At 40.8% G+C, this 20,037-nt stretch carries 16 protein-coding genes, 17 tRNA genes and 3 rRNA genes; 31 read left to right on the forward strand and 5 right to left on the reverse strand.

Features of this window, described 5'->3' with window-relative positions:
- Positions 1-103 precede the first annotated feature (103 nt).
- Together BkAM31D_RS03305 and yfhS are read right to left on the reverse strand one after the other, a co-directional pair.
- Complete coding sequence (locus BkAM31D_RS03305; protein WP_066157671.1) at positions 104-1,078, reverse strand: NADPH:quinone reductase; 975 nt, start codon at positions 1,076-1,078, stop codon at positions 104-106.
- A gap of 107 nt (positions 1,079-1,185) precedes the next feature.
- The gene (yfhS, locus tag BkAM31D_RS03310) at positions 1,186-1,407 is read right to left on the reverse strand and encodes a mother cell protein YfhS (RefSeq protein WP_066157668.1); all 222 of its coding nucleotides are present in this window, start codon (positions 1,405-1,407) and stop codon (positions 1,186-1,188) included.
- Between the two features lie 174 nt (positions 1,408-1,581).
- Between yfhS and BkAM31D_RS03315 the strand changes: the two genes are divergently transcribed.
- The 3 genes from BkAM31D_RS03315 to BkAM31D_RS03325 all read left to right on the forward strand — a co-directional run bounded on the left by BkAM31D_RS03315 (position 1,582) and on the right by BkAM31D_RS03325 (position 4,570).
- Positions 1,582-1,761: a gamma-type small acid-soluble spore protein gene (locus tag BkAM31D_RS03315; RefSeq protein WP_066157665.1), complete on the forward strand. Its 180-nt coding sequence runs from the start codon at positions 1,582-1,584 to the stop codon at positions 1,759-1,761.
- 369 nt (positions 1,762-2,130) lie between these two features.
- Entirely contained in the window at positions 2,131-2,658 is a 528-nt protein-coding gene (gene ntdP, locus BkAM31D_RS03320; protein WP_066157662.1) for a nucleoside tri-diphosphate phosphatase, read from the forward strand.
- 166 nt (positions 2,659-2,824) lie between these two features.
- Positions 2,825-4,570 (forward strand): ABC transporter ATP-binding protein, encoded by a 1,746-nt coding sequence (locus BkAM31D_RS03325; RefSeq protein ID WP_066158178.1) that lies wholly within the window; start codon positions 2,825-2,827, stop codon positions 4,568-4,570.
- A gap of 53 nt (positions 4,571-4,623) precedes the next feature.
- Here the strand turns inward: BkAM31D_RS03325 and BkAM31D_RS03330 are convergent, their stop codons facing one another.
- Both BkAM31D_RS03330 and BkAM31D_RS03335 read right to left on the reverse strand, forming a co-directional pair.
- A complete protein-coding gene (locus tag BkAM31D_RS03330; RefSeq protein ID WP_066157659.1) occupies positions 4,624-5,709 on the reverse strand; it encodes an FUSC family protein in 1,086 nt (361 codons plus the stop codon).
- A 194-nt stretch (positions 5,710-5,903) separates the two neighbouring features.
- Complete coding sequence (locus BkAM31D_RS03335) at positions 5,904-7,199, reverse strand: glutamate-1-semialdehyde 2,1-aminomutase (RefSeq protein WP_066157657.1); 1,296 nt, start codon at positions 7,197-7,199, stop codon at positions 5,904-5,906.
- 191 nt (positions 7,200-7,390) lie between these two features.
- Here BkAM31D_RS03335 and BkAM31D_RS03340 point away from each other — a divergent pair, with 191 nt between their 5' ends.
- The 4 genes from BkAM31D_RS03340 to perR all read left to right on the forward strand — a co-directional run bounded on the left by BkAM31D_RS03340 (position 7,391) and on the right by perR (position 9,301).
- On the forward strand, positions 7,391-7,810 hold the full coding sequence (locus tag BkAM31D_RS03340; RefSeq protein WP_066157654.1) for a potassium channel family protein: 420 nt from the start codon (positions 7,391-7,393) through the stop codon (positions 7,808-7,810).
- Positions 7,811-7,873: 63 nt separating this feature from the next.
- A complete protein-coding gene (gene bcp / locus BkAM31D_RS03345; RefSeq protein ID WP_066157651.1) occupies positions 7,874-8,341 on the forward strand; it encodes a thioredoxin-dependent thiol peroxidase in 468 nt (155 codons plus the stop codon).
- A 132-nt stretch (positions 8,342-8,473) separates the two neighbouring features.
- Positions 8,474-8,773, forward strand: coding sequence for a cyclic-di-AMP receptor (locus BkAM31D_RS03350; protein WP_066157648.1), 300 nt, complete (start codon positions 8,474-8,476; stop codon positions 8,771-8,773).
- Positions 8,774-8,863: 90 nt separating this feature from the next.
- On the forward strand, positions 8,864-9,301 hold the full coding sequence (gene perR / locus BkAM31D_RS03355; RefSeq protein WP_066157645.1) for a peroxide-responsive transcriptional repressor PerR: 438 nt from the start codon (positions 8,864-8,866) through the stop codon (positions 9,299-9,301).
- A gap of 72 nt (positions 9,302-9,373) precedes the next feature.
- On the opposite strand, the gene BkAM31D_RS03360 is transcribed toward perR, so the two are convergent.
- Complete coding sequence (locus BkAM31D_RS03360) at positions 9,374-9,733, reverse strand: YgzB family protein (protein WP_066157642.1); 360 nt, start codon at positions 9,731-9,733, stop codon at positions 9,374-9,376.
- A 182-nt stretch (positions 9,734-9,915) separates the two neighbouring features.
- Here BkAM31D_RS03360 and BkAM31D_RS03365 point away from each other — a divergent pair, with 182 nt between their 5' ends.
- From BkAM31D_RS03365 to BkAM31D_RS23870, 24 genes are all read left to right on the forward strand, one after another.
- Entirely contained in the window at positions 9,916-10,800 is an 885-nt protein-coding gene (locus BkAM31D_RS03365; protein WP_066157639.1) for a nucleotidyltransferase-like protein, read from the forward strand.
- 265 nt (positions 10,801-11,065) lie between these two features.
- A 16S ribosomal RNA gene (locus BkAM31D_RS03370) occupies positions 11,066-12,620 on the forward strand.
- 266 nt (positions 12,621-12,886) lie between these two features.
- Positions 12,887-15,824, forward strand: a 23S ribosomal RNA gene (locus BkAM31D_RS03375).
- A 101-nt stretch (positions 15,825-15,925) separates the two neighbouring features.
- Positions 15,926-16,041, forward strand: a 5S ribosomal RNA gene (rrf, locus tag BkAM31D_RS03380).
- Together the 16S, 23S and 5S rRNA genes with 17 tRNA genes alongside form the textbook arrangement of a ribosomal RNA operon.
- A 6-nt stretch (positions 16,042-16,047) precedes the next feature.
- A tRNA-Asn gene (locus tag BkAM31D_RS03385) sits at positions 16,048-16,122 on the forward strand.
- Positions 16,123-16,125: 3 nt separating this feature from the next.
- Positions 16,126-16,219, forward strand: a tRNA-Ser gene (locus tag BkAM31D_RS03390).
- Positions 16,220-16,237: 18 nt separating this feature from the next.
- Positions 16,238-16,312, forward strand: a tRNA-Glu gene (locus BkAM31D_RS03395).
- Positions 16,313-16,331: 19 nt separating this feature from the next.
- Positions 16,332-16,407 (forward strand) — tRNA-Val (locus BkAM31D_RS03400).
- A 25-nt stretch (positions 16,408-16,432) separates the two neighbouring features.
- Positions 16,433-16,505: transfer RNA gene (locus tag BkAM31D_RS03405), tRNA-Met, on the forward strand.
- 9 nt (positions 16,506-16,514) lie between these two features.
- A tRNA-Asp gene (locus tag BkAM31D_RS03410) sits at positions 16,515-16,591 on the forward strand.
- 11 nt (positions 16,592-16,602) lie between these two features.
- Positions 16,603-16,678: transfer RNA gene (locus BkAM31D_RS03415), tRNA-Phe, on the forward strand.
- A 3-nt stretch (positions 16,679-16,681) separates the two neighbouring features.
- Positions 16,682-16,754: transfer RNA gene (locus tag BkAM31D_RS03420), tRNA-Thr, on the forward strand.
- Positions 16,755-16,826: 72 nt separating this feature from the next.
- Positions 16,827-16,911 (forward strand) — tRNA-Tyr (locus BkAM31D_RS03425).
- Between the two features lie 7 nt (positions 16,912-16,918).
- Positions 16,919-16,992 (forward strand) — tRNA-Trp (locus BkAM31D_RS03430).
- A 19-nt stretch (positions 16,993-17,011) separates the two neighbouring features.
- A tRNA-His gene (locus tag BkAM31D_RS03435) sits at positions 17,012-17,087 on the forward strand.
- 12 nt (positions 17,088-17,099) lie between these two features.
- A tRNA-Gln gene (locus BkAM31D_RS03440) sits at positions 17,100-17,174 on the forward strand.
- A gap of 2 nt (positions 17,175-17,176) precedes the next feature.
- Positions 17,177-17,251, forward strand: a tRNA-Gly gene (locus BkAM31D_RS03445).
- Positions 17,252-17,262: 11 nt separating this feature from the next.
- A tRNA-Cys gene (locus BkAM31D_RS03450) sits at positions 17,263-17,337 on the forward strand.
- 14 nt (positions 17,338-17,351) lie between these two features.
- A tRNA-Leu gene (locus BkAM31D_RS03455) sits at positions 17,352-17,437 on the forward strand.
- A 23-nt stretch (positions 17,438-17,460) separates the two neighbouring features.
- A tRNA-Arg gene (locus tag BkAM31D_RS03460) sits at positions 17,461-17,537 on the forward strand.
- Positions 17,538-17,543: 6 nt separating this feature from the next.
- Positions 17,544-17,628, forward strand: a tRNA-Leu gene (locus BkAM31D_RS03465).
- Positions 17,629-17,757: 129 nt separating this feature from the next.
- Positions 17,758-18,684 carry a tyrosine-type recombinase/integrase gene (locus BkAM31D_RS03470; protein ID WP_066161012.1) on the forward strand — a complete coding sequence of 309 codons (927 nt, stop codon included), beginning with the start codon at positions 17,758-17,760 and terminating at the stop codon, positions 18,682-18,684.
- A gap of 157 nt (positions 18,685-18,841) precedes the next feature.
- Positions 18,842-19,741: a hypothetical protein gene (locus tag BkAM31D_RS03475; RefSeq protein WP_066161009.1), complete on the forward strand. Its 900-nt coding sequence runs from the start codon at positions 18,842-18,844 to the stop codon at positions 19,739-19,741.
- Between the two features lie 138 nt (positions 19,742-19,879).
- Complete coding sequence (locus BkAM31D_RS23870; protein ID WP_169801174.1) at positions 19,880-20,029, forward strand: hypothetical protein; 150 nt, start codon at positions 19,880-19,882, stop codon at positions 20,027-20,029.
- Positions 20,030-20,037 lie beyond the last annotated feature (8 nt).

The raw sequence follows: 20,037 nt of genomic DNA on the forward strand, positions 1-20,037 counted from the left end.
TTAGTTTTCCCTTGTTTGTAAAAGTTATTTAGTTGAAAAAGGTAGAGGAAAAACCACTGAGTAAAAGGCAGAGCCTAACTTAGTGGTTTTTAGTATTCCTATATTAGATAGACAATTCATGATTCAGAATAATTCGGCCATCGAATTCTTTTGATTCTAAAGCTGCATGAGCTTTCTCAGGAGAATGGAAAGGTACTACTTTTCCAATATGTGATTGGAAATGACCTGAAGCGAAACCTTCAGAAATTGCATTACCTGCTGTTAGCAATTCTTTAAGCGGTGCTGTGAAAAGAAAAACTCCAATTAATGAAGCATGCTTCATGTTAAGTTGTCTCCATAATAACGGAGGCGTGTTATTAGCTGGAGATCCAATTGTAATTATTCGACCTCCGATAGTAATTATTTCAAGATCCTTTTCTAAGTTTTCGCTAAGTGACATGTCTAAAATAAGTGAAACGCCTTTTTGATTTGTGAACTGCATAACCTTTTCAACAAGGTCTTCTGATGTATAGACGATGACTTCATCGGCTCCGACTTCTTTCACGATTTTAGCTTTTTCTTGGTTACTTGCTGTAGCAATTACGGTTGCCCCATTTTTCTTTGCAAGCTGAATGGCAGCATGTCCGACTGCACCAGCACCGCCGTATATTAAGACTGTCTCATCTTCTTTCAGTTGACCTCGATTAAAGAGTGATAAATACGCAGTCATGAATGGCATCGCCAGTGCTGCTCCGTCTTGAAAGTGCAGCTCATTTGGTAGTGGAAAAACGAGATCAGCAGGAACGGCAGCGTATTCAGCGGAAGCCTCTTTCGCATTTGTCGCCCACACCCGATCACCCACTTTAATAGTTGTTACAGTTGCTCCAACTTCCGCAACTTCTCCAGCCAAATCAAAATGAGGGATGTGAGGGAATGAATTGACCTGGCGAATCCCCTTTCTAAAATAGGTATCAACAGGGTTTACCCCACTAGCTTTTACTTTGATAAGAACTTCATTTTCTTTTATAACAGGTTTTGGCACATCTGCTACCTTTAATACTTGTGGATCACCATATGATTCATAAATAACCGCTTTCAAAATTAGATCGCTCCTTTAAAAAATATATGTATAATTTGATTTTATACGAAGTTCTATATATAAAAAAGAGAAACCTCAAAGAAGAAGAATCTTTGAGGTTGAATGAATTAATCATAATGAGGCTTCGTTCCTTGTGTCCAAGTTGCTTCTTGATGAAGTCCTCCACGTGCTTCGATTTCACGGATGATCTCGCGGTGAATGGTTACACCTTCTACATTTAAGTAAGGAGTCATTTGCTGAAGCCCATGGTGGAAATAAGCTAATTCCTTATCGGTCCATTGATCTATTGACATCATAGATAGCTCTGTCATATCTCTTCCTACATACATATTTATTCACTCCTTAGTTGTTTGACCTTAGTGTTTCTGATCGTAGGTAGGGCTATACGATATAATGTGGATCTTTGTCGATGGAGGTATATCTTTTTTAATATAAAAATTTATAATTTACTTGAATAAAGTGTTTCGCCGAAGGACATCTTAATAGTCGTGGAGGTGATACACATGGATAGACAACAACAACAAGCGTCTAAAACAAACGCACAACAAGTTAGAAGACAAAACGCTGCTTCTGCACAAGGTGCAGATACAGAATTCGCGAGCGAAACTGATGTACAAGAAGTACGTCAGCAAAATGCTCAGTCTCAAGCTCGCAAGCAGCAAAACTCTTCAAGACAACAGTAATAACAAAAACAAGCATCCTTTGGCAGATCGTCCAGAGGGTGCTTGTTTTATAATTAAGAGGATAATGATTAAAAAGGATATTAAGACGAACGATAATATGTTTTTTAATCATTATAGAAGTAAATACCAACATGGAATCTTTTCGTGCTAATTTATTAGGATATAATTTACAAGCCTAAATCCAGACAAACTTTTGTGCTTGAAAGTTTCAAAATTACAAAAAAAAAGGTATAATGAAAAAGAGTATATGTATTTGTATTGAATTAGTATGAAACGGTAGTGATTAGAGTAGGAAGCGAGAGTAACTGAAAAGTATAGAAGATCTACTCTACCTACAGACGTCCAAAATAGCATAGAAGGGAGTTATTTATGAATTTTCCCAAAGTAGGAAGCAATATTGAAATCCATAGCTACAAGCATAATGGGTTGATTCATCGCATTTGGGAAGAAACAATCGTGCTTAAAGGGACGTCAAAGGTTGTAATTGGAGGAAATGACCGAATTCTCGTAAAGGAGTCGGATGGAAGAAATTGGAGAACTCGTGAACCGGCTATATGCTACTTTGATTCCGAACAGTGGTTTAATACGATTGGTATGATTCGCTCAGACGGGATCTATTACTATTGCAACCTTGGTTCACCTTTTACTTGGGATAATGAAGCTTTAAAGTATATTGATTATGACCTTGATATAAAGGTGTTCCCAGACATGACCTTTAAGCTCTTAGATGAAGATGAATATGAATTACATCGTAAGCAAATGAATTATCCACCGGCTGTAGATGATATTCTCAAACGAAGTGTCGATGAATTAATCTCTTGGATTCACCAAAGAAAAGGGCCGTTCGCCCCTCAATTTGTTGAGAATTGGTATGAACGTTTCTTGCAATATCGTTAAAACAGTAGGTCTGACTATGGTTAGAACGAATAACACGTGCTAACCAGGTCAGGCTTTTGTCATAGGTGTGATTTTTAACACGGACTAGTATTTATAATAACGGTTAAAATAACATCAATCATTGATTTAGACAGAAATAGCTTTTCTAAAAGAGGGGGTGGCGAGGCTGGATAGCATAAAACGCTATATGGCTTTCGTCAAGCCATATTGGAAAGAAATTATTATTACGATTTTAATTGGGATTTTGAAATTTGGGATTCCTTTATTAATGCCATTAGTGATGATGTATGTCATTGATGATATTATTTTCGCGGAAGCGATGAATCAGGATGAGAAAATTACTCTACTGTTACAAATTATGGTTATTATGTTTGTTATTTTCGTTGTCATACGCCCGCCGGTTGAGTATTATCGTCAATACTTTGCGCAATGGATAGGTAGTAAAGTGTTATATGATATTAGAGATCAATTGTTTACTCATATCCAGAAGTTAAGTTTAAAGTTTTACTCAAATCGAAAAGTAGGAGAAATTATTTCTCGTGTGATTCATGATGTCGAGCAAACTAAGAACTTTGTCATTACTGGTTTAATGAACATTTGGCTTGATTTAATAACGATCATAATTGCGATTATTATTATGTTGAATTTAAATGTATGGCTCACACTTGTTGCAATATCCATGTTTCCTTTCTATGGATTTTCAGTGAAATATTTCTATGCACGATTACGTGGCCTAACTAGAACCCGCTCTCAAGCACTTGCTGAAGTCCAAGGTCATTTACACGAAAGAGTGCAAGGAATGAGTGTTATTCGCAGTTTTGCTCTAGAAGAACATGAGCAAACACAATTTGCGAAGCGTAACACTCATTTTCTGAATCGAGCTATCGATCATACGAAGTGGAATGCCAAGACTTTTGCCGTTGTAAATACAATTACTGATATAGCACCTTTACTAGTTATATTTGCTGCAGGTTACTTCGTCATTATTGGAAATTTAGAAGTTGGGGCAATGACGGCTTTTGTTCTCTATATGGAGAGGTTGTATGGACCGTTACGTCGACTCATTAATTCCTCTACGACATTAACTCAAGCAATCGCTTCAATGGATCGTGTGTTTGAATTTGTTGATGAGAAATATGATATTGAAGATGAACCTCAGGCGAAACCTTTAACAAGAGCAAAAGGACAGTTAGAGTTTCGCAATGTCACTTTTCAATATAATGAAGAAGACAAACCTGTATTAAAAAATATCAACTTACATATTTCGCAAGGGGAAACGATTGCCTTTGTTGGAATGAGTGGTGGAGGCAAAAGTACAATTATTAGCCTCATTCCGCGTTTTTATGATGTTTCTCTAGGTCAGATCTTATTAGATGGAAGTGATATTCGAAATTATAAAGTTCGAACGTTACGAGATAATATCGGTATGGTACTGCAAGACAATATACTATTCAGTGATTCTGTAAAACAAAATATCTTAATGGGGAGACCTGGAGCTACAGATGAAGAGGTTATTGCGGCAGCTCAGGCTGCCAATGCCCATGAATTTATTTTAGGGTTACCTAAAGGCTACGATACAGAGGTCGGGGAAAGAGGCGTTAAGCTTTCTGGTGGACAAAAGCAACGTGTAGCTATTGCGAGGGTCTTCTTAAAGAATCCACCTATATTAATTTTTGATGAAGCGACATCGGCGCTTGACCTTGAAAGCGAGCATTTTATTCAAGAAGCTCTTGAGAAGCTTGCAAAAGACCGAACAACTTTTATTGTGGCACACCGTTTATCTACAATTACGCATGCAGATCGAATTGTCGTCATTGAAAATGGGGAAATTGTTGAAGAAGGAAGCCATGAAGAATTAATGAAGCGTGAAGGAAGTTATAAGAAGCTATTTGATGTGCAACAACTACACTAGAAAAAGAGGGAGTTTTCCAAACGTCTGTTGACTGATGGAAAACCCCCTCTTTTTTATTCATCGTCCTGTGTCTCAATCTTTACTTCATTTTGTTCCTGGTGATAGTTAAAAAAGCTATCAACTAAATGATCGAGATGTTCGAGTTGCTCTTGATATTCAATCATTTGGGAAACGGCTGGAAGAAGATGAAGCCACTGATCATAAGCAATGCAAGGTTGATCTTGTAAGCTAATATAAAATTTCATAAGGTCTTCTTTTCCTTTGTTCATGTTCTCAATTAAATCCTCTGAATGATTTGAATGAACTTTTCCGATATACCTAAGTAAGATCCGATCGTGATAAGTAGTAAGGTAATCGAGTTGTTTTTCGAATTTTTTATGAGTTTCTTCCGGCATGATTGACAACTCTTCGGCTCGCCTCTCAAGATTCTTTAATAGGTACAATGACTTCTTTGCGGTAATTAGCATCTGCCGATAAAGTACAACTTTCCTTGCTTTTCCGTACTTACTTTTCAAGAAATAGTTTCTTTCTTCTTTGTATAGCAAAAATAAATTCTCTAGCTTTACCATCTTTTCTTCTAATCTAATTAAGTCTTTCTTTAGGGCGCGATGGTCTGCGGCATTCCGTATAAACAACATTGTCCATTGATTCATGTCTTCTGTTGCTTTGAGAAGTTTGTGATAAAGCTTTGTTTCATACCTCGGAGGGATAAAAAGTAAATTAATAATAAATGCTGCTAATACCCCTAGAATAACTAAAGCAAATCGACCTGTTGCAAATTGTATAAAGTCATCTGTTGGACTTTCCATAATAATAATGACAGTTACAATTGCGAGTGGGATAGTAGTAGGTTCAAGTCTGACTTTCAGAATGATTGAAATGGCCAAAATAACAACTAGCCCTACAACAAAAGGGTCATGGCCAAATGTCATCACGAAAATAACAGCTAAGATTGCACCGATAATATTTGCTTGGACTTGTTCTAATATCGTTTGAAATGTGCGATACAAAGATGGTTGAACAGCGATTGCTGCAGCCAATGCTGCAAATAAGGGTGGTTCTAAATTAAACCACATAGCTAAATATAGTGATAGCATCACAGCAAGCCCTGTTTTAAATATACGAGCTCCAAGTTTCATGTGAGAAAAAATCTCCTTTTACAATTTATGCAATTCTCAAATATTACATAGTAGTATTTCAAAGTTTTTCTAGATTACTCTAAAACACACCGAAGGGTAATATACAATGTATTGCCTGTCCAAATCAAGCCTTTTTAAATAAAAAAGAGTGTAACATAAAGGAATAATATACCTTTTGGTTACACTTTTATCAATTATCTTTCATTTAAAGCAGCGAATGCTTCATTAACAGCTTTTATTGTAACTTTTATGTCTTTTTCTGTATGAGCGGTCGTTAGAAACCATGCTTCATATTTAGATGGTGCTAAATTAATACCTCTTTTTAATAGCTCTTTAAAAAATTTGCCGAAAAGCTCTCCGTTTGTTTTTTCTGCTTGTTCATAGTTTTTCACTTCTTCATCTGTAAAATAGACGGTTAAAGCTCCCTTTAAACGATTAACCGTTATAGTTTGGTTGTGTTCTTTTGCTGCTTGGAGGATCCCTTCTTCGAGCATAGTCCCTAAACGATCGAGATTTTGATAAATGCCGTCTTCTTTAAGTACTTCTAGGCAAGCAATTCCGGCGCTCATTGAAGCTGGATTACCAGCCATTGTTCCAGCTTGGTAGGCTGGTCCGAGTGGAGCTACCTTCTCCATAATGTCTACTCGCCCACCGTAAGCACCAATCGGAAGTCCTCCACCGATTATTTTTCCTAGTGCTGTCATATCGGGTTCAACACCTAAGTAATTTTGAGCACCTCCATACATGAAGCGAAATGCAGTAATGACCTCGTCGTAAATAACAAGAGCACCAGCCTCGTGAGTTAGTTGATTCACTTTTTCGAGAAAACCTTCGACTGGCTCAACAATGCCGAAATTGCCGACGATTGGCTCGACCAGTACAGCTGCGATTTCATCACCCCATTTATCAAGTGCATCTTTGTATGCGTCAATATCATTAAATGGTACTGTAATGACTTCTTTTGCAATGCTTTTGGTTACCCCTGCAGAATCAGGAGTGCCAAGGGTAGATGGGCCCGAGCCGGCAGCGACTAATACTAAATCAGAGTGTCCGTGGTAACAACCAGCAAATTTAATGATTTTGTCTCGGCCTGTATAAGCTCTAGCTACTCGAATTGTCGTCATAACTGCTTCTGTTCCTGAATTTACGAAACGAACTTTTTCTAAAGAAGGGATGGCTTCTTTTAGCATTTTTGCAAACGTATTTTCTAACTTTGTTGGTGTGCCATATAAAACCCCGTTTTCAGCTGCTTTTTGAATGGCTTTCGTAATATGAGGGTGCGCGTGTCCAGTAATGATGGGTCCATAGGCGGCTAAGTAATCAATGTAACGATTACCATCGACGTCCCAAAAGTAAGCTCCTTTAGCTCTCTCCATAAAAACGGGACTTCCTCCGCCTACCCCCTTAAATGCTCTAGATGGGCTGTTCACTCCTCCTACAATAAGGTCTTGTGCTTCTTTATATAATGTTTCAGAGTTTGTCCAATTCATTTAATTCCCTCCTGATTCACTAATTCAAACTTCTCTTAGTTATTCAACCATAGTCGAGTATGAAGAGCAAATACAATTAACTGTTAAGAGAAGCTTGGTTTCACGTTTCTATTGTAAAGAAATTCTTCTACTAGTTCAGTAATTCTATATGGACTAGTATCATAACAATAACTGAAGGGGGTGGTACGAATATGAATTTGCTTTTGTCTCTTATATTAGTGATTGCTACAACTGGATCAGTTGTCAGTATTCTTATGTTAATTCGATACCAGCCTATTCGTGGAAGTCATACAGTTTCTTTAAGGCATTTTACTTTACTTATTTTGGTTTATATAACTGTGATTTTATCTTTTTCTAATTTGTATTTAGGGTTGGAACTTTTAGGAATTCATGTATTGAATGAGGGAAGTACGTCTGTAGAAGGAACTGTTCCCCATCTATTAGAAGATATTATTTACTTTAGTGCTGTTACAATGCTTTCAGTAGGATATGGTGATGTTGTGCCAATTGGAATTGGGCGTTTTGTAGCTATCATTCAAGCTTTAATTGGTTTCCTTTTACCTGCAGCTTTTGTTGTTACATCCTTTTTACAGACGAAGAGGGGAGATTAGTTGTTTTTCTCAGAAAGTTAAGCTACGCTTACATAAACAAGGTATGGAAGGATGAGAAAAACAATGCGTAAAGAAGGACAAGAAGCACCGATATTTACATTACCAGCAAACGATGGAGAAAACGTGTCATTGGAATCATTCCGTGGGAAAAATGTAGTATTATACTTTTATCCGAAAGATATGACGCCTGGATGTACGACACAAGCGTGTGATTTTAGAGATAAAATTGAGGATTTCACGGCACTGAATACGGTTATCATCGGGGTAAGTCCAGATCCGGTTGCTAGACATGAAAAATTTATTGAAAAATATCAACTTCCATTTCTATTACTTGCTGATGAAGACCATCAGGTTGCAGAAGCTTATGGAGTTTGGAAATTGAAAAAGAATTTTGGTAAAGAATACATGGGCATTGAACGCTCCACTTTTATTATTGATAAAGAAGGAAAGATTGCTAAAGAGTGGAGAAAAGTTAAGGTGAAAGACCATGTAGAACAAGCTTTACAATTTGTGAAAGACGAGCTAGAGTAGCTTTTAGCAAGTTTAATTCCTAGAGGTTTCCAAATTAGTGCAGTTCGTTCTTTGGAAAACATCTATAGAAAAGGAACATCGGTCTTTCAAATCGAATATTTGTATAGTAAAAGATTTGCGGGAGGTGTGTTTGTGAAACTTCTAGTTTGTATTATAGATAACTTTTATGCGGATGAAATTGAATTAAAACTAAAAAAGAAGGGTTATCGAATGACGGAGCTAGCTAGTTCGGGTGGTTTTTGGAGAAAGGGGAATACAACGTTCCTTTTTGGTGTAGAGGAAGAAGATGTGCAACAATTAAAAGGAGTATTAAAAGCTACTTGCTTAGACTATGAAAAAAGAAAAAGACGTAAAAGTCAACAAGCTCATCGCTATACTTCTTTTTTGTTAGATGTAAAAGACTCTGCTCCCTTTTTAGGGTTACAAACATAGGAATAGTGGATACATTGACAGTTTTATTTGGTATATATTATACTAATTATAAAGTAAGAATGGTTTTTTCTGAAAGTGAGGTGCATGGCAATGTCTGATCATCGCTTACAAGATGCGCTTGATGCTTTAAAGAGCACCCGTGTGCGTATGACTCCGCAACGTCATGCGATACTGGAATTCCTATATGAATCAATGACCCACCCAACAGCTGATGATATATATAAAGCGTTAGAGGGGCGTTTTCCGAATATGAGTGTCGCTACAGTTTATAATAACTTGCGTGTATTCAAGGAAGCTGGGATCGTAAAAGAGTTAACATATGGTGATGCATCCAGTCGTTTTGATTCAGTAACATCTGATCATTATCATGTAATTTGTGGGGATTGTGGAAAGATTGTTGATTTCCATTATCCTGGATTAGATGAGGTTGAGACTTTAGCAGAGCATGTGACGGGGTTTAAAGTTCATAACCATCGAATGGAGATCTATGGAACTTGTCCAAAGTGTCAAAATGAAGCAAAGCATTAATGGGACGTGAGTCATTTCTAATAATGGAAGTGATTCACTTTTTTTGTGTTTTAAAGAAGTAGGCATCTTTGCCTACTTCTTTGCATTTCTCTTGCGATTGTAATTTTCATCAAATTCTTTACCTTCGAGTGTTTTGTCCATAGTGAGCGGCTCGTTACAATGCATGCAGGCATCTACGCGTCCTAACATTTTTGTAGCGCCCCCACAATTTGGACAGACAACTTGAATCGTTTTTGTGGAAAGCATCCCTATCCAAAAATAAACGACAGTACTTCCGATGATAAAAAGGAACCCGAGTAACATTGCAATTGTCATAACGACATAAGATTCTCTGAAGAAGATTCCGATATACATAATAAGAATTCCGACAAAAACAAGGGAAAGAGCGAAGGTTCTTATTTTGTTGATTTTGTTTGTATACTTTAGTGCCATTTTCGTCCCTCCTAAATCTAGTAGTAGTATAGCATAGTCTATTATAATTCTCTCAAGTAGGATGTTAACAGCTAATGAAGTTTTCTCATAATAAATTAAAGCAGGAGAAACACTCCTTTTGTAGAATTTGTATTCTACATTCCTATGAATGTTAGGGTTTTATAGGAGAGAGGGGTTGTAATATGGATGTATTAATACGTCAGTTATACCAAGATCGGGCTAGTCAGCCTGATACACTTGCTATTTTGGTTGTACAAAAAGATTTGCTGCCGTTATCAATTACAGATGGCTTCGATATAGTGATTCTTCTTATTAATAATAATCAAGATATTTACTGGCAAGTAAAGCATTATAAAATAGGTGAAAAAAGAGTTTCATTCCATTCATTAAGCCAGGCTATGATGCATCAAACTTTAATAGTGGGGAACCATCGTCGTTTAGTTGATTGGCTTGTTAACGGAAAGATTGTATTTGATCGAAATGAGTACTTGCAAGAAGTAAAAGAGCGAATTGAAACTTTTCCACCTGGAGATCGTAGTAAAAAAATGACCATCCAGTTCACCAAGACATTGAGAAGGTTTGAAGAAGGGAAAACCCTTTTTCAAAATGGTCATTTACTTGATGCGTTTAGTAATATGATGCATGCGCTTCATCATTTAGCTAGATTATCTGTAATCGAACATGGTTTTTATCCAGAGGTAACTGTTTGGGAACAGGTGAAACATATTGAACCTTCTACTTACAAGCTTTATCAGGAATTGCTTAAAAGTGAAGAATCTCTTGAACAGCGAATTGAATTATTAATTTTAGCTACAGAGTTAGCGGTTCATTCCAAAACGTTATCTGGAGCAAATCATTTTCTATCTTTAATTAGTGATTCTGAGCGGAGGTATTCAATTTCGGATTTAATGGATATTGTCGAAACGGAAGATTATCGTGTTGATTTAGAGCTATTAGTGCGCCACCTAGTTAGTAGAGGGCTAATTAATTGCTACAAAGAAGACACGAAAGCTCCAGGGATTATGAAAACCTATTATCAGTTCAAAAAAAATGAAAAAATACGTTGACGAAAAGAAATATAGATGATATATTATTACTTGTCGCTGACGAGGCGATTTACTTCCAAAAAACATTCCGAAAAAAAACATTTGACTTTATACGTTTCGAAATGTTATACTAGAAAAGTCGCTGTTGAGTGACAAGTAGTTCTTTGAAAACTGAACAAAAGCCAAGCGAAAAGAGAAAACATGATTTTCTCGTCAATTTTAAGTGATTTCGTAAAATCACAACGAAGTATCGTTAGCGATACGATTTGAGCACAAATCAAACACCTTTATGGAGAGTTTGATCCTGGCTCAGGACGAACGCTGGCGGCGTGCCTAATACATGCAAGTCGAGCGGACTGATTAAGAGCTTGCTCTTAATCAGTTAGCGGCGGACGGGTGAGTAACACGTGGGCAACCTGCCCTGTAGACTGGGATAACATCGAGAAATCGGTGCTAATACCGGATAATATCTGAGACCTCATGGTCTTAGACTAAAAGATGGCTCCGGCTATCACTGCAGGATGGGCCCGCGGCGCATTAGCTAGTTGGTAAGGTAATGGCTTACCAAGGCGACGATGCGTAGCCGACCTGAGAGGGTGATCGGCCACACTGGGACTGAGACACGGCCCAGACTCCTACGGGAGGCAGCAGTAGGGAATCTTCCGCAATGGACGAAAGTCTGACGGAGCAACGCCGCGTGAGTGATGAAGGATTTCGGTTCGTAAAGCTCTGTTGTTAGGGAAGAACAAGTATCGTTCGAATAGGGCGGTACCTTGACGGTACCTAACCAGAAAGCCACGGCTAACTACGTGCCAGCAGCCGCGGTAATACGTAGGTGGCAAGCGTTGTCCGGAATTATTGGGCGTAAAGCGCGCGCAGGCGGTCTTTTAAGTCTGATGTGAAAGCCCACGGCTCAACCGTGGAGGGTCATTGGAAACTGGGAGACTTGAGTACAGAAGAGGAGAGTGGAATTCCACGTGTAGCGGTGAAATGCGTAGATATGTGGAGGAACACCAGTGGCGAAGGCGACTCTCTGGTCTGTAACTGACGCTGAGGCGCGAAAGCGTGGGGAGCAAACAGGATTAGATACCCTGGTAGTCCACGCCGTAAACGATGAGTGCTAGGTGTTAGGGGTTTCGATGCCCTTAGTGCCGAAGTTAACACATTAAGCACTCCGCCTGGGGAGTACGACCGCAAGGTTGAAACTCAAAGGAATTGACGGGGGCCCGCACAAGCAGTGGAGCATGTGGTTTAATTCGAAGCAACGCGAAGAACCTTACCAGGTCTTGACATCCTTATGCCCTCCCTAGAGATAGGGATTTCCCTTCGGGGACATAAGTGACAGGTGGTGCATGGTTGTCGTCAGCTCGTGTCGTGAGATGTTGGGTTAAGTCCCGCAACGAGCGCAACCCTTGATCTTAGTTGCCAGCATTTAGTTGGGCACTCTAAGGTGACTGCCGGTGACAAACCGGAGGAAGGTGGGGATGACGTCAAATCATCATGCCCCTTATGACCTGGGCTACACACGTGCTACAATGGATGGTACAAAGAGCAGCAAAACCGCGAGGTCGAGCCAATCTCATAAAGCCATTCTCAGTTCGGATTGTAGGCTGCAACTCGCCTACATGAAGCCGGAATTGCTAGTAATCGCGGATCAGCATGCCGCGGTGAATACGTTCCCGGGCCTTGTACACACCGCCCGTCACACCACGAGAGTTTGTAACACCCGAAGTCGGTGGAGTAACCCTTTTGGGAGCTAGCCGCCTAAGGTGGGACAGATGATTGGGGTGAAGTCGTAACAAGGTAGCCGTATCGGAAGGTGCTGCTGGATCACCTCCTTTCTATGGAGTAATACTCTAGTCGATGTATGGTTTTAGAACCATATAACGCTTTGGTCTTTTGTTCAGTTTTGAAGGAACTCCCTTCAATTAATAGAAACTAACTTTGTAAGAAAAAAGTTAGTGACTTTGGTTCTTTGAAAACTAGATAATGCAATAGAAACAATGTTAGTTTTATCGGTATCTTATTTATAAGAGAAGATCAAACGAGCATGTCAAGAATTCAAGTGATTTTTGAAAAATCACATCCGAAATACCTTTTTTAATTTGGTTAAGTTAGAAAGGGCGCACGGTGGATGCCTTGGCACTAGGAGCCTAAGAAGGACGCGACGAACGGCGAAACGCCTCGGGGAGCTGTAAGTAAGCTTTGATCCGAGGATATCCGAATGGGGGAACCCACCATCCGTAATGGGATGGTACCCATACCTGAATACATAGGGTATGAGGAGGCAGACCTGGGGAACTGAAACATCTAAGTACCCAGAGGAAGAGAAAGCAAATGCGATTTCCCAAGTAGCGGCGAGCGAAACGGAAACAGCCCAAACCAAGAGGCTTGCCTCTTGGGGTTGTAGGACGTCTCATACGGAGTTACAAAAGACGAGCATAGGTGAAGCGATCTGGAAAGATCCGCAGTATAAGGTAACAGCCCTGTAGCCGAAATGTTCGTCTCTCCGAGACGTATCCTGAGTACGGCGGGACACGTGAAACCCCGTCGGAATCCGGGAGGACCATCTCCCAAGGCTAAATACTCCCTAGTGACCGATAGTGAACCAGTACCGTGAGGGAAAGGTGAAAAGCACCCCGGAAGGGGAGTGAAAGAGATCCTGAAACCGTGTGCCTACAACTAGTTGGAGCCCATTTACGGGTGACAGCGTGCCTTTTGTAGAATGAACCGGCGAGTTACGATATGTTGCAAGGTTAAGCTGAATAGGCGGAGCCGCAGCGAAAGCGAGTCTGAATAGGGCGCTTTAGTAGCATGTCGTAGACCCGAAACCGTGTGATCTACCCATGTCCAGGGTGAAGTTCAGGTAACACTGAATGGAGGCCCGAACCCACGCACGTTGAAAAGTGCGGGGATGAGGTGTGGGTAGGGGTGAAATGCCAATCGAACTCGGAAATAGCTGGTTCTCCCGAAATAGCTTTAGGGCTAGCCTCGAGGGAAGAGTATTGGAGGTAGAGCACTGATTGGACTAGGGGTCCCCACAGGATTACCGAATTCAGTCAAACTCCGAATGCCAAATACTTATCCTCGGGAGTCAGACTGCGAGTGCTAAGATCCGTAGTCAAGAGGGAAACAGCCCAGACCATCAGCTAAGGTCCCAAAGTATACGTTAAGTGGAAAAGGATGTGGAGTTGCCCAGACAACCAGGATGTTGGCTTAGAAGCAGCCACCATTTAAAGAGTGCGTAATAGCTCACTGGTCGAGTGACTCTGCGCCGAAAATGTACCGGGGCTAAACGTATCACCGAAGCTATGGATTGACACCTTCTGGTGTCAGTGGTAGGGGAGCGTTCTAAGTGCAGCGAAGTCAGACCGAGAGGACTGGTGGAGCGCTTAGAAGTGAGAATGCCGGTATGAGTAGCGAAAAGAGGGGTGAGAATCCCCTCCGTCGAAAGCCCAAGGTTTCCTGAGGAAGGCTCGTCCGCTCAGGGTCAGTCGGGACCTAAGCCGAGGCCGAAAGGCGTAGGCGATGGACAACAGGTTGAAATTCCTGTACCACCTCCTCACCGTTTGAGCAATGGGGGGACGCAGAAAGGTAGGGTAAGCGCGCTGATGGATATGCGCGTCCAAGCAGTTAGGCTGGAAAGTAGGCAAATCCGCTTTCCATAAAGGCTGAGCTGTGATGGCGAGGGAAATATTAGTACCGAAGTTCCTGATCCTACACTGCCTAGAAAAGCCTCTAGCGAGGTGAGAGGTGCCCGTACCGCAAACCGACACAGGTAGGCGAGAAGAGAATTCTAAGACGCTCGGGAGAACTCTCGTTAAGGAACTCGGCAAAATGACCCCGTAACTTCGGGAGAAGGGGTGCTCTATTAGGGTGCAAGCCCGAGAGAGCCGCAGTGAAAAGATCCAAGCGACTGTTTAGCAAAAACACAGGTCTCTGCGAAGCCGCAAGGCGAAGTATAGGGGCTGACACCTGCCCGGTGCTGGAAGGTTAAGAGGAGGGGTTATCGTTCGCGAGAAGCTCTGAATTGAAGCCCCAGTAAACGGCGGCCGTAACTATAACGGTCCTAAGGTAGCGAAATTCCTTGTCGGGTAAGTTCCGACCCGCACGAATGGTGTAACGATTTGGATACTGTCTCAACGAGAGACCCGGTGAAATTATAGTACCTGTGAAGATGCAGGTTACCCGCGACAGGACGGAAAGACCCCATGGAGCTTTACTGTAGCTTGATATTGGATGTTGGTACAGTTTGTACAGGATAGGTAGGAGCCTTGGAAGCGTGAGCGCCAGCTTACGTGGAGGCGTCGGTGGGATACTACCCTGACTGTGCTGACATTCTAACCTCGAGCCGTGATCCGGTTCAGGGACAGTGTCAGGTGGGCAGTTTGACTGGGGCGGTCGCCTCCTAAACAGTAACGGAGGCGCCCAAAGGTTCCCTCAGAATGGTTGGAAATCATTCGTAGAGTGCAAAGGCAAAAGGGAGCTTGACTGCGAGACCTACAAGTCGAGCAGGGACGAAAGTCGGGCTTAGTGATCCGGTGGTTCCGCATGGAAGGGCCATCGCTCAACGGATAAAAGCTACCCTGGGGATAACAGGCTTATCTCCCCCAAGAGTCCACATCGACGGGGAGGTTTGGCACCTCGATGTCGGCTCATCGCATCCTGGGGCTGAAGTAGGTCCCAAGGGTTGGGCTGTTCGCCCATTAAAGCGGTACGCGAGCTGGGTTCAGAACGTCGTGAGACAGTTCGGTCCCTATCCGTCGCGGGCGTAGGAAATTTGAGAGGAGCTGTCCTTAGTACGAGAGGACCGGGATGGACACACCGCTGGTGTACCAGTTGTTCCGCCAGGAGCATAGCTGGGTAGCTACGTGTGGACGGGATAAGTGCTGAAAGCATCTAAGCATGAAGCCCCCCTCAAGATGAGATTTCCCATGGAGTTAATCCAGTAAGACCCCTTAGAGATGATGAGGTTGATAGGTCTGGTGTGGAAGCGTGGTGACACGTGGAGCTGACAGATACTAATCGGTCGAGGACTTATCCAATATATTCTTGAGTTTCTATTACGCATTATCTAGTTTTGAGAGAACCATTTCTCAAATGTGAACGAAGATACTCTAAGGAGAATCCGATGTTCAATAAATAGTCTGGTGGCGATAGCGAAGAGGTCACACCCGTTCCCATGCCGAACACGGTCGTTAAGCTCTTCTGCGCCGATGGTAGTTGGGGGCTTCCCCCTGTGAGAGTAGGACGTTGCCAGGCAGATTTTCCACAGTAGCTCAGTGGTAGAGCAATCGGCTGTTAACCGATCGGTCGTAGGTTCGAGCCCTACCTGTGGAGCCATATGGAGAGCTGTCCGAGCTGGCCGAAGGAGCACGATTGGAAATCGTGTAGGCGGTGTAAAACCGTCTCGAGGGTTCGAATCCCTCGCTCTCCGCCAGGTACTTTTCCATAGGTTGGCCCGTTGGTCAAGCGGTTAAGACACCGCCCTTTCACGGCGGTAACACGGGTTCGAATCCCGTACGGGTCACCATATAACTTTAATATATAATGGAGGATTAGCTCAGCTGGGAGAGCACCTGCCTTACAAGCAGGGGGTCGGCGGTTCGATCCCGTCATCCTCCACCATTATAATATTTCTTATTTTTAGCGACGCGGGGTGGAGCAGTCTGGTAGCTCGTCGGGCTCATAACCCGAAGGTCGGTGGTTCAAATCCGCCCCCGCAATACCAAATTGGTCCGGTAGTTCAGTTGGTTAGAATGCCTGCCTGTCACGCAGGAGGTCGCGGGTTCGAGTCCCGTCCGGACCGCCATTATTATTAATGGCTCAGTAGCTCAGTTGGTAGAGCAATGGACTGAAAATCCATGTGTCGGCGGTTCGATTCCGTCCTGAGCCACCATTTGCCGGCCTAGCTCAATTGGTAGAGCAACTGACTTGTAATCAGTAGGTTGGGGGTTCAAGTCCTCTGGCCGGCACTCTATTAAAATACCTAAATTATTGATTGACATTCTTATGTGGTTTATATATTATAGGTATTGTGCTTGCGTGGAGGGGTAGCGAAGTGGCTAAACGCGGCGGACTGTAAATCCGCTCCCTCCGGGTTCGGCGGTTCGAATCCGTCCCCCTCCACCATTTATTTAGGGGCATAGTTTAACGGTAGAACAGAGGTCTCCAAAACCTCCGGTGTGGGTTCGATTCCTACTGCCCCTGCCAATTCATAATTAATATAATGGCGATTGTGGCGAAGTGGTTAACGCACCGGATTGTGGTTCCGGCATTCGTGGGTTCGATTCCCATCAGTCGCCCCATTTTTATTATAATGGGCTATCGCCAAGCGGTAAGGCAACGGATTTTGATTCCGTCATGCGGAGGTTCGAATCCTCCTAGCCCAGCCAATGCGGAAGTAGTTCAGTGGTAGAACACCACCTTGCCAAGGTGGGGGTCGCGAGTTCGAATCTCGTCTTCCGCTCCATTTTTATATATGGCGGCATAGCCAAGTGGTAAGGCCAAGGTCTGCAAAACCTTTATTCACCGGTTCGAATCCGGTTGCCGCCTCCATATTTTCCTGCCGTGCCGGGGTGGTGGAATTGGCAGACACACAGGACTTAAAATCCTGCGGTAGGTGACTACCGTGCCGGTTCAAGTCCGGCCCTCGGCACTTTTCTTATTTAAATAAAATGTGCGCCCTTAGCTCAGCTGGATAGAGTGTTTGACTACGAATCAAAAGGTCGGGAGTTCGAATCTCTCAGGGCGCGCCATTATATGCCGGTGTGGCGGAATTGGCAGACGCGCACGACTCAAAATCGTGTTCCTTCTGGAGTGTCGGTTCGACCCCGACCACCGGTACCACTAATTACATAAAAACCTAGTAAATACAAGGCTTCAACAGTAATGTTGAGGTCTTTTTTTGCGTTCTCTTAACACGACAAAAATAAGCCGAAATCGTGTGCTTCGAATCGTGTGCTTAGGAGGAAATAAATGAAAAGAAGAGGACAATTAACGGAAGAAGAATTGATGATTATTAGGAAAAAAGTCAATGATACGGAAGCTTTTGAGAAGTTCTTTAAAGACTGCTATTTGAGAAACTTGAGACCAGCAACAATTGAATATTATCAAAATGAGTTTCATGCAGCAAAGAAATTTAGTGACAAACAGTTGGTAGATTGGAAACAGTCAGACATTGAAAATCTGATTCTAGAAAGTAAAAAGATAATGAAAATTACAACTATCAACACTCGTTTGAGGGCACTTCGTTCGTTTTACAACTTTTTATTTAGAAATAAGTTAATTAGTAAAAACCCAATGGCAAATATTAAGTTGCTTCGTGACAGACAAAAGACCATTGAGACGTTTGATAGCAAAGAAATTGAAAAGTTAATAAGCACTATTAGAAAACAAAAGACATTTGTTGGTTTTAGGGATGAAGTTATTGTGCTTGTATTTCTTGATACAGGAGTAAGATTATCAGAGTTGGTGGGCATAGAGGTTATTGATGTAAAAGAAAATAAAATAATAATTAGAAAAACAAAAAACTTATTTGAGAGAATAGTTTATTTATCTGAGACAACTCAAGAACAACTGAAAAGATACATTAAAATTAGAGGAGAAATAGATACAAACAAATTGTTTATTAGTATAGATAATAAACCATTGAACCCTCATAGCATTCAAACAAGGCTCACTAGGTATGGAAAGGAAGCAGAAATTAATAAAAGAGTTAGTCCTCATACATTTAGACACACAATGGCAAAAAGAATGATCGTTTCAGGCGTTGATGCTTTTTCTTTAATGCACTTACTTGGACATACAGATATTACAGTTACAAAAAGGTACGTTAATTTATGGGGGCAAGATTTGGAACAAAAACATAAATTACATGGAGCATTAAAAGGGTTAAAATTATAATTTACGAACGTGTGTTTGTGTTATAAAATTATTAAAAGAGATGGCATTTGAGTTTGGCGGCTCTACCATCTCTTCATAAAAACCCGCAGAAGAATTAACTTCTATAATAAGATGATAGCAAGTCTTTTTCTTCTGTGTCAAGAAGGAGAGAAGGAAAATGAGTTTAATTTCAATCTTAAGTGGTAAAGGATTTGTAATGTTTAATAAGGATTTAGCACATGAAGTATCAGTTAATGGGGCAATTCTTTTTGGTCAGTTATGTTCAAGTTACGAGAGTTTTAAAAATAAGGACATGCTGACAAAGAAGGATGGAAAAGAATATTTCTTTCTAACAGGAGAAACTGTTGAAGAAGAAACAGCTCTAACTTACAAACAACAACTAAAAGCATTTAAAGAGTTGGAGGAAGCTGGTTATATAGAAACTGTTCTCATGGGTCAACCGAGAAGAAAATATTTTTATATTACAGATAAAATTTTTACTCTTTTCAGATCTGACAAAAGGGAAGAACTGAAAGCTGATATTAATACAAATGAACCTAAAGAACACCTAGAACAGCAACGTGATAATGACCAAAAGGGAAAATTGTTAAATGACAAAAGGGAAACACTAGATATGACAAAAGGGAATAACAAGCGTTTACCTTTGGGCATAGCATATAAAAATAAAAATAAAAAAGAACAATATAATAATAAAGAAATTTTTGTTAACAAAGGAGTTAACAACAAATTAAATAATATAGACGATACAATTCATAAATTATCTAATGAATATAGGTTAAAAGGTTTGAATAAAAAAGTCTGTGAACTAGTAGTTAATGAAGCATTGGAGAAAATTGACACAATTAATAATTTTGGAGCTTATTTAAGAATATGCTTTGAAAACACTCTATACAAAAGTAAACTTAAAAAAGGCGAAATTGATTTTGAAGAGAGATTTGGAAGAATGCCATTCTTTAACTGGCTAACTAAAGGAACGGAAGAAAATAATTTTGAAAAGGTATTCTTTCAAGCTGATTTGAATGACAATGTTGAGGGATATCAAAAGGAAAACAGATAAATAATAAAGACTTACCTTGGTAACATTATAATAATCATCAGAAGCCCCAGATTGTACCGTGTGGAATAGAAATCTAGTTTAAATATTAACACTTAGTAAATATAAAATTTAATCATATGGAAAGCGAGGTTTAACTAGATGAGTAGAGAAAAAAAGACAGCAATAGATGTTATAGAAGCTATTGAGTATATGGATAATGAGGAAAGATGGAAATTAATACATGAACTATATTTTAAATATTTCAATAAAGAAGGTCATGATTATCAACCGTTAGATTTAGATTATTAAAAAATTTT

The organism is Halalkalibacter krulwichiae, from assembly GCF_002109385.1.
Lineage (GTDB): Bacteria > Bacillota > Bacilli > Bacillales > Bacillaceae_D > Halalkalibacter > Halalkalibacter krulwichiae.

Bases quoted from the DNA above. Each gene is read 5' to 3' on its own strand.
- yfhS (WP_066157668.1), bottom strand. From the start codon at position 1,407: ATGTATGTAGGAAGAGATATGACAGAGCTATCTATGATGTCAATAGAT.
- BkAM31D_RS03315 (WP_066157665.1), top strand. From the start codon at position 1,582: ATGGATAGACAACAACAACAAGCGTCTAAAACAAACGCACAACAAGTT.
- ntdP (WP_066157662.1), top strand. From the start codon at position 2,131: ATGAATTTTCCCAAAGTAGGAAGCAATATTGAAATCCATAGCTACAAG.
- BkAM31D_RS03330 (WP_066157659.1), bottom strand. From the start codon at position 5,709: ATGAAACTTGGAGCTCGTATATTTAAAACAGGGCTTGCTGTGATGCTA.
- BkAM31D_RS03335 (WP_066157657.1), bottom strand. From the start codon at position 7,199: ATGAATTGGACAAACTCTGAAACATTATATAAAGAAGCACAAGACCTT.
- BkAM31D_RS03340 (WP_066157654.1), top strand. From the start codon at position 7,391: ATGAATTTGCTTTTGTCTCTTATATTAGTGATTGCTACAACTGGATCA.
- bcp (WP_066157651.1), top strand. From the start codon at position 7,874: ATGCGTAAAGAAGGACAAGAAGCACCGATATTTACATTACCAGCAAAC.
- perR (WP_066157645.1), top strand. From the start codon at position 8,864: ATGTCTGATCATCGCTTACAAGATGCGCTTGATGCTTTAAAGAGCACC.
- BkAM31D_RS03360 (WP_066157642.1), bottom strand. From the start codon at position 9,733: ATGGCACTAAAGTATACAAACAAAATCAACAAAATAAGAACCTTCGCT.
- BkAM31D_RS03365 (WP_066157639.1), top strand. From the start codon at position 9,916: ATGGATGTATTAATACGTCAGTTATACCAAGATCGGGCTAGTCAGCCT.
- BkAM31D_RS03470 (WP_066161012.1), top strand. From the start codon at position 17,758: ATGAAAAGAAGAGGACAATTAACGGAAGAAGAATTGATGATTATTAGG.
- BkAM31D_RS03475 (WP_066161009.1), top strand. From the start codon at position 18,842: ATGAGTTTAATTTCAATCTTAAGTGGTAAAGGATTTGTAATGTTTAAT.
- BkAM31D_RS23870 (WP_169801174.1), top strand. From the start codon at position 19,880: ATGAGTAGAGAAAAAAAGACAGCAATAGATGTTATAGAAGCTATTGAG.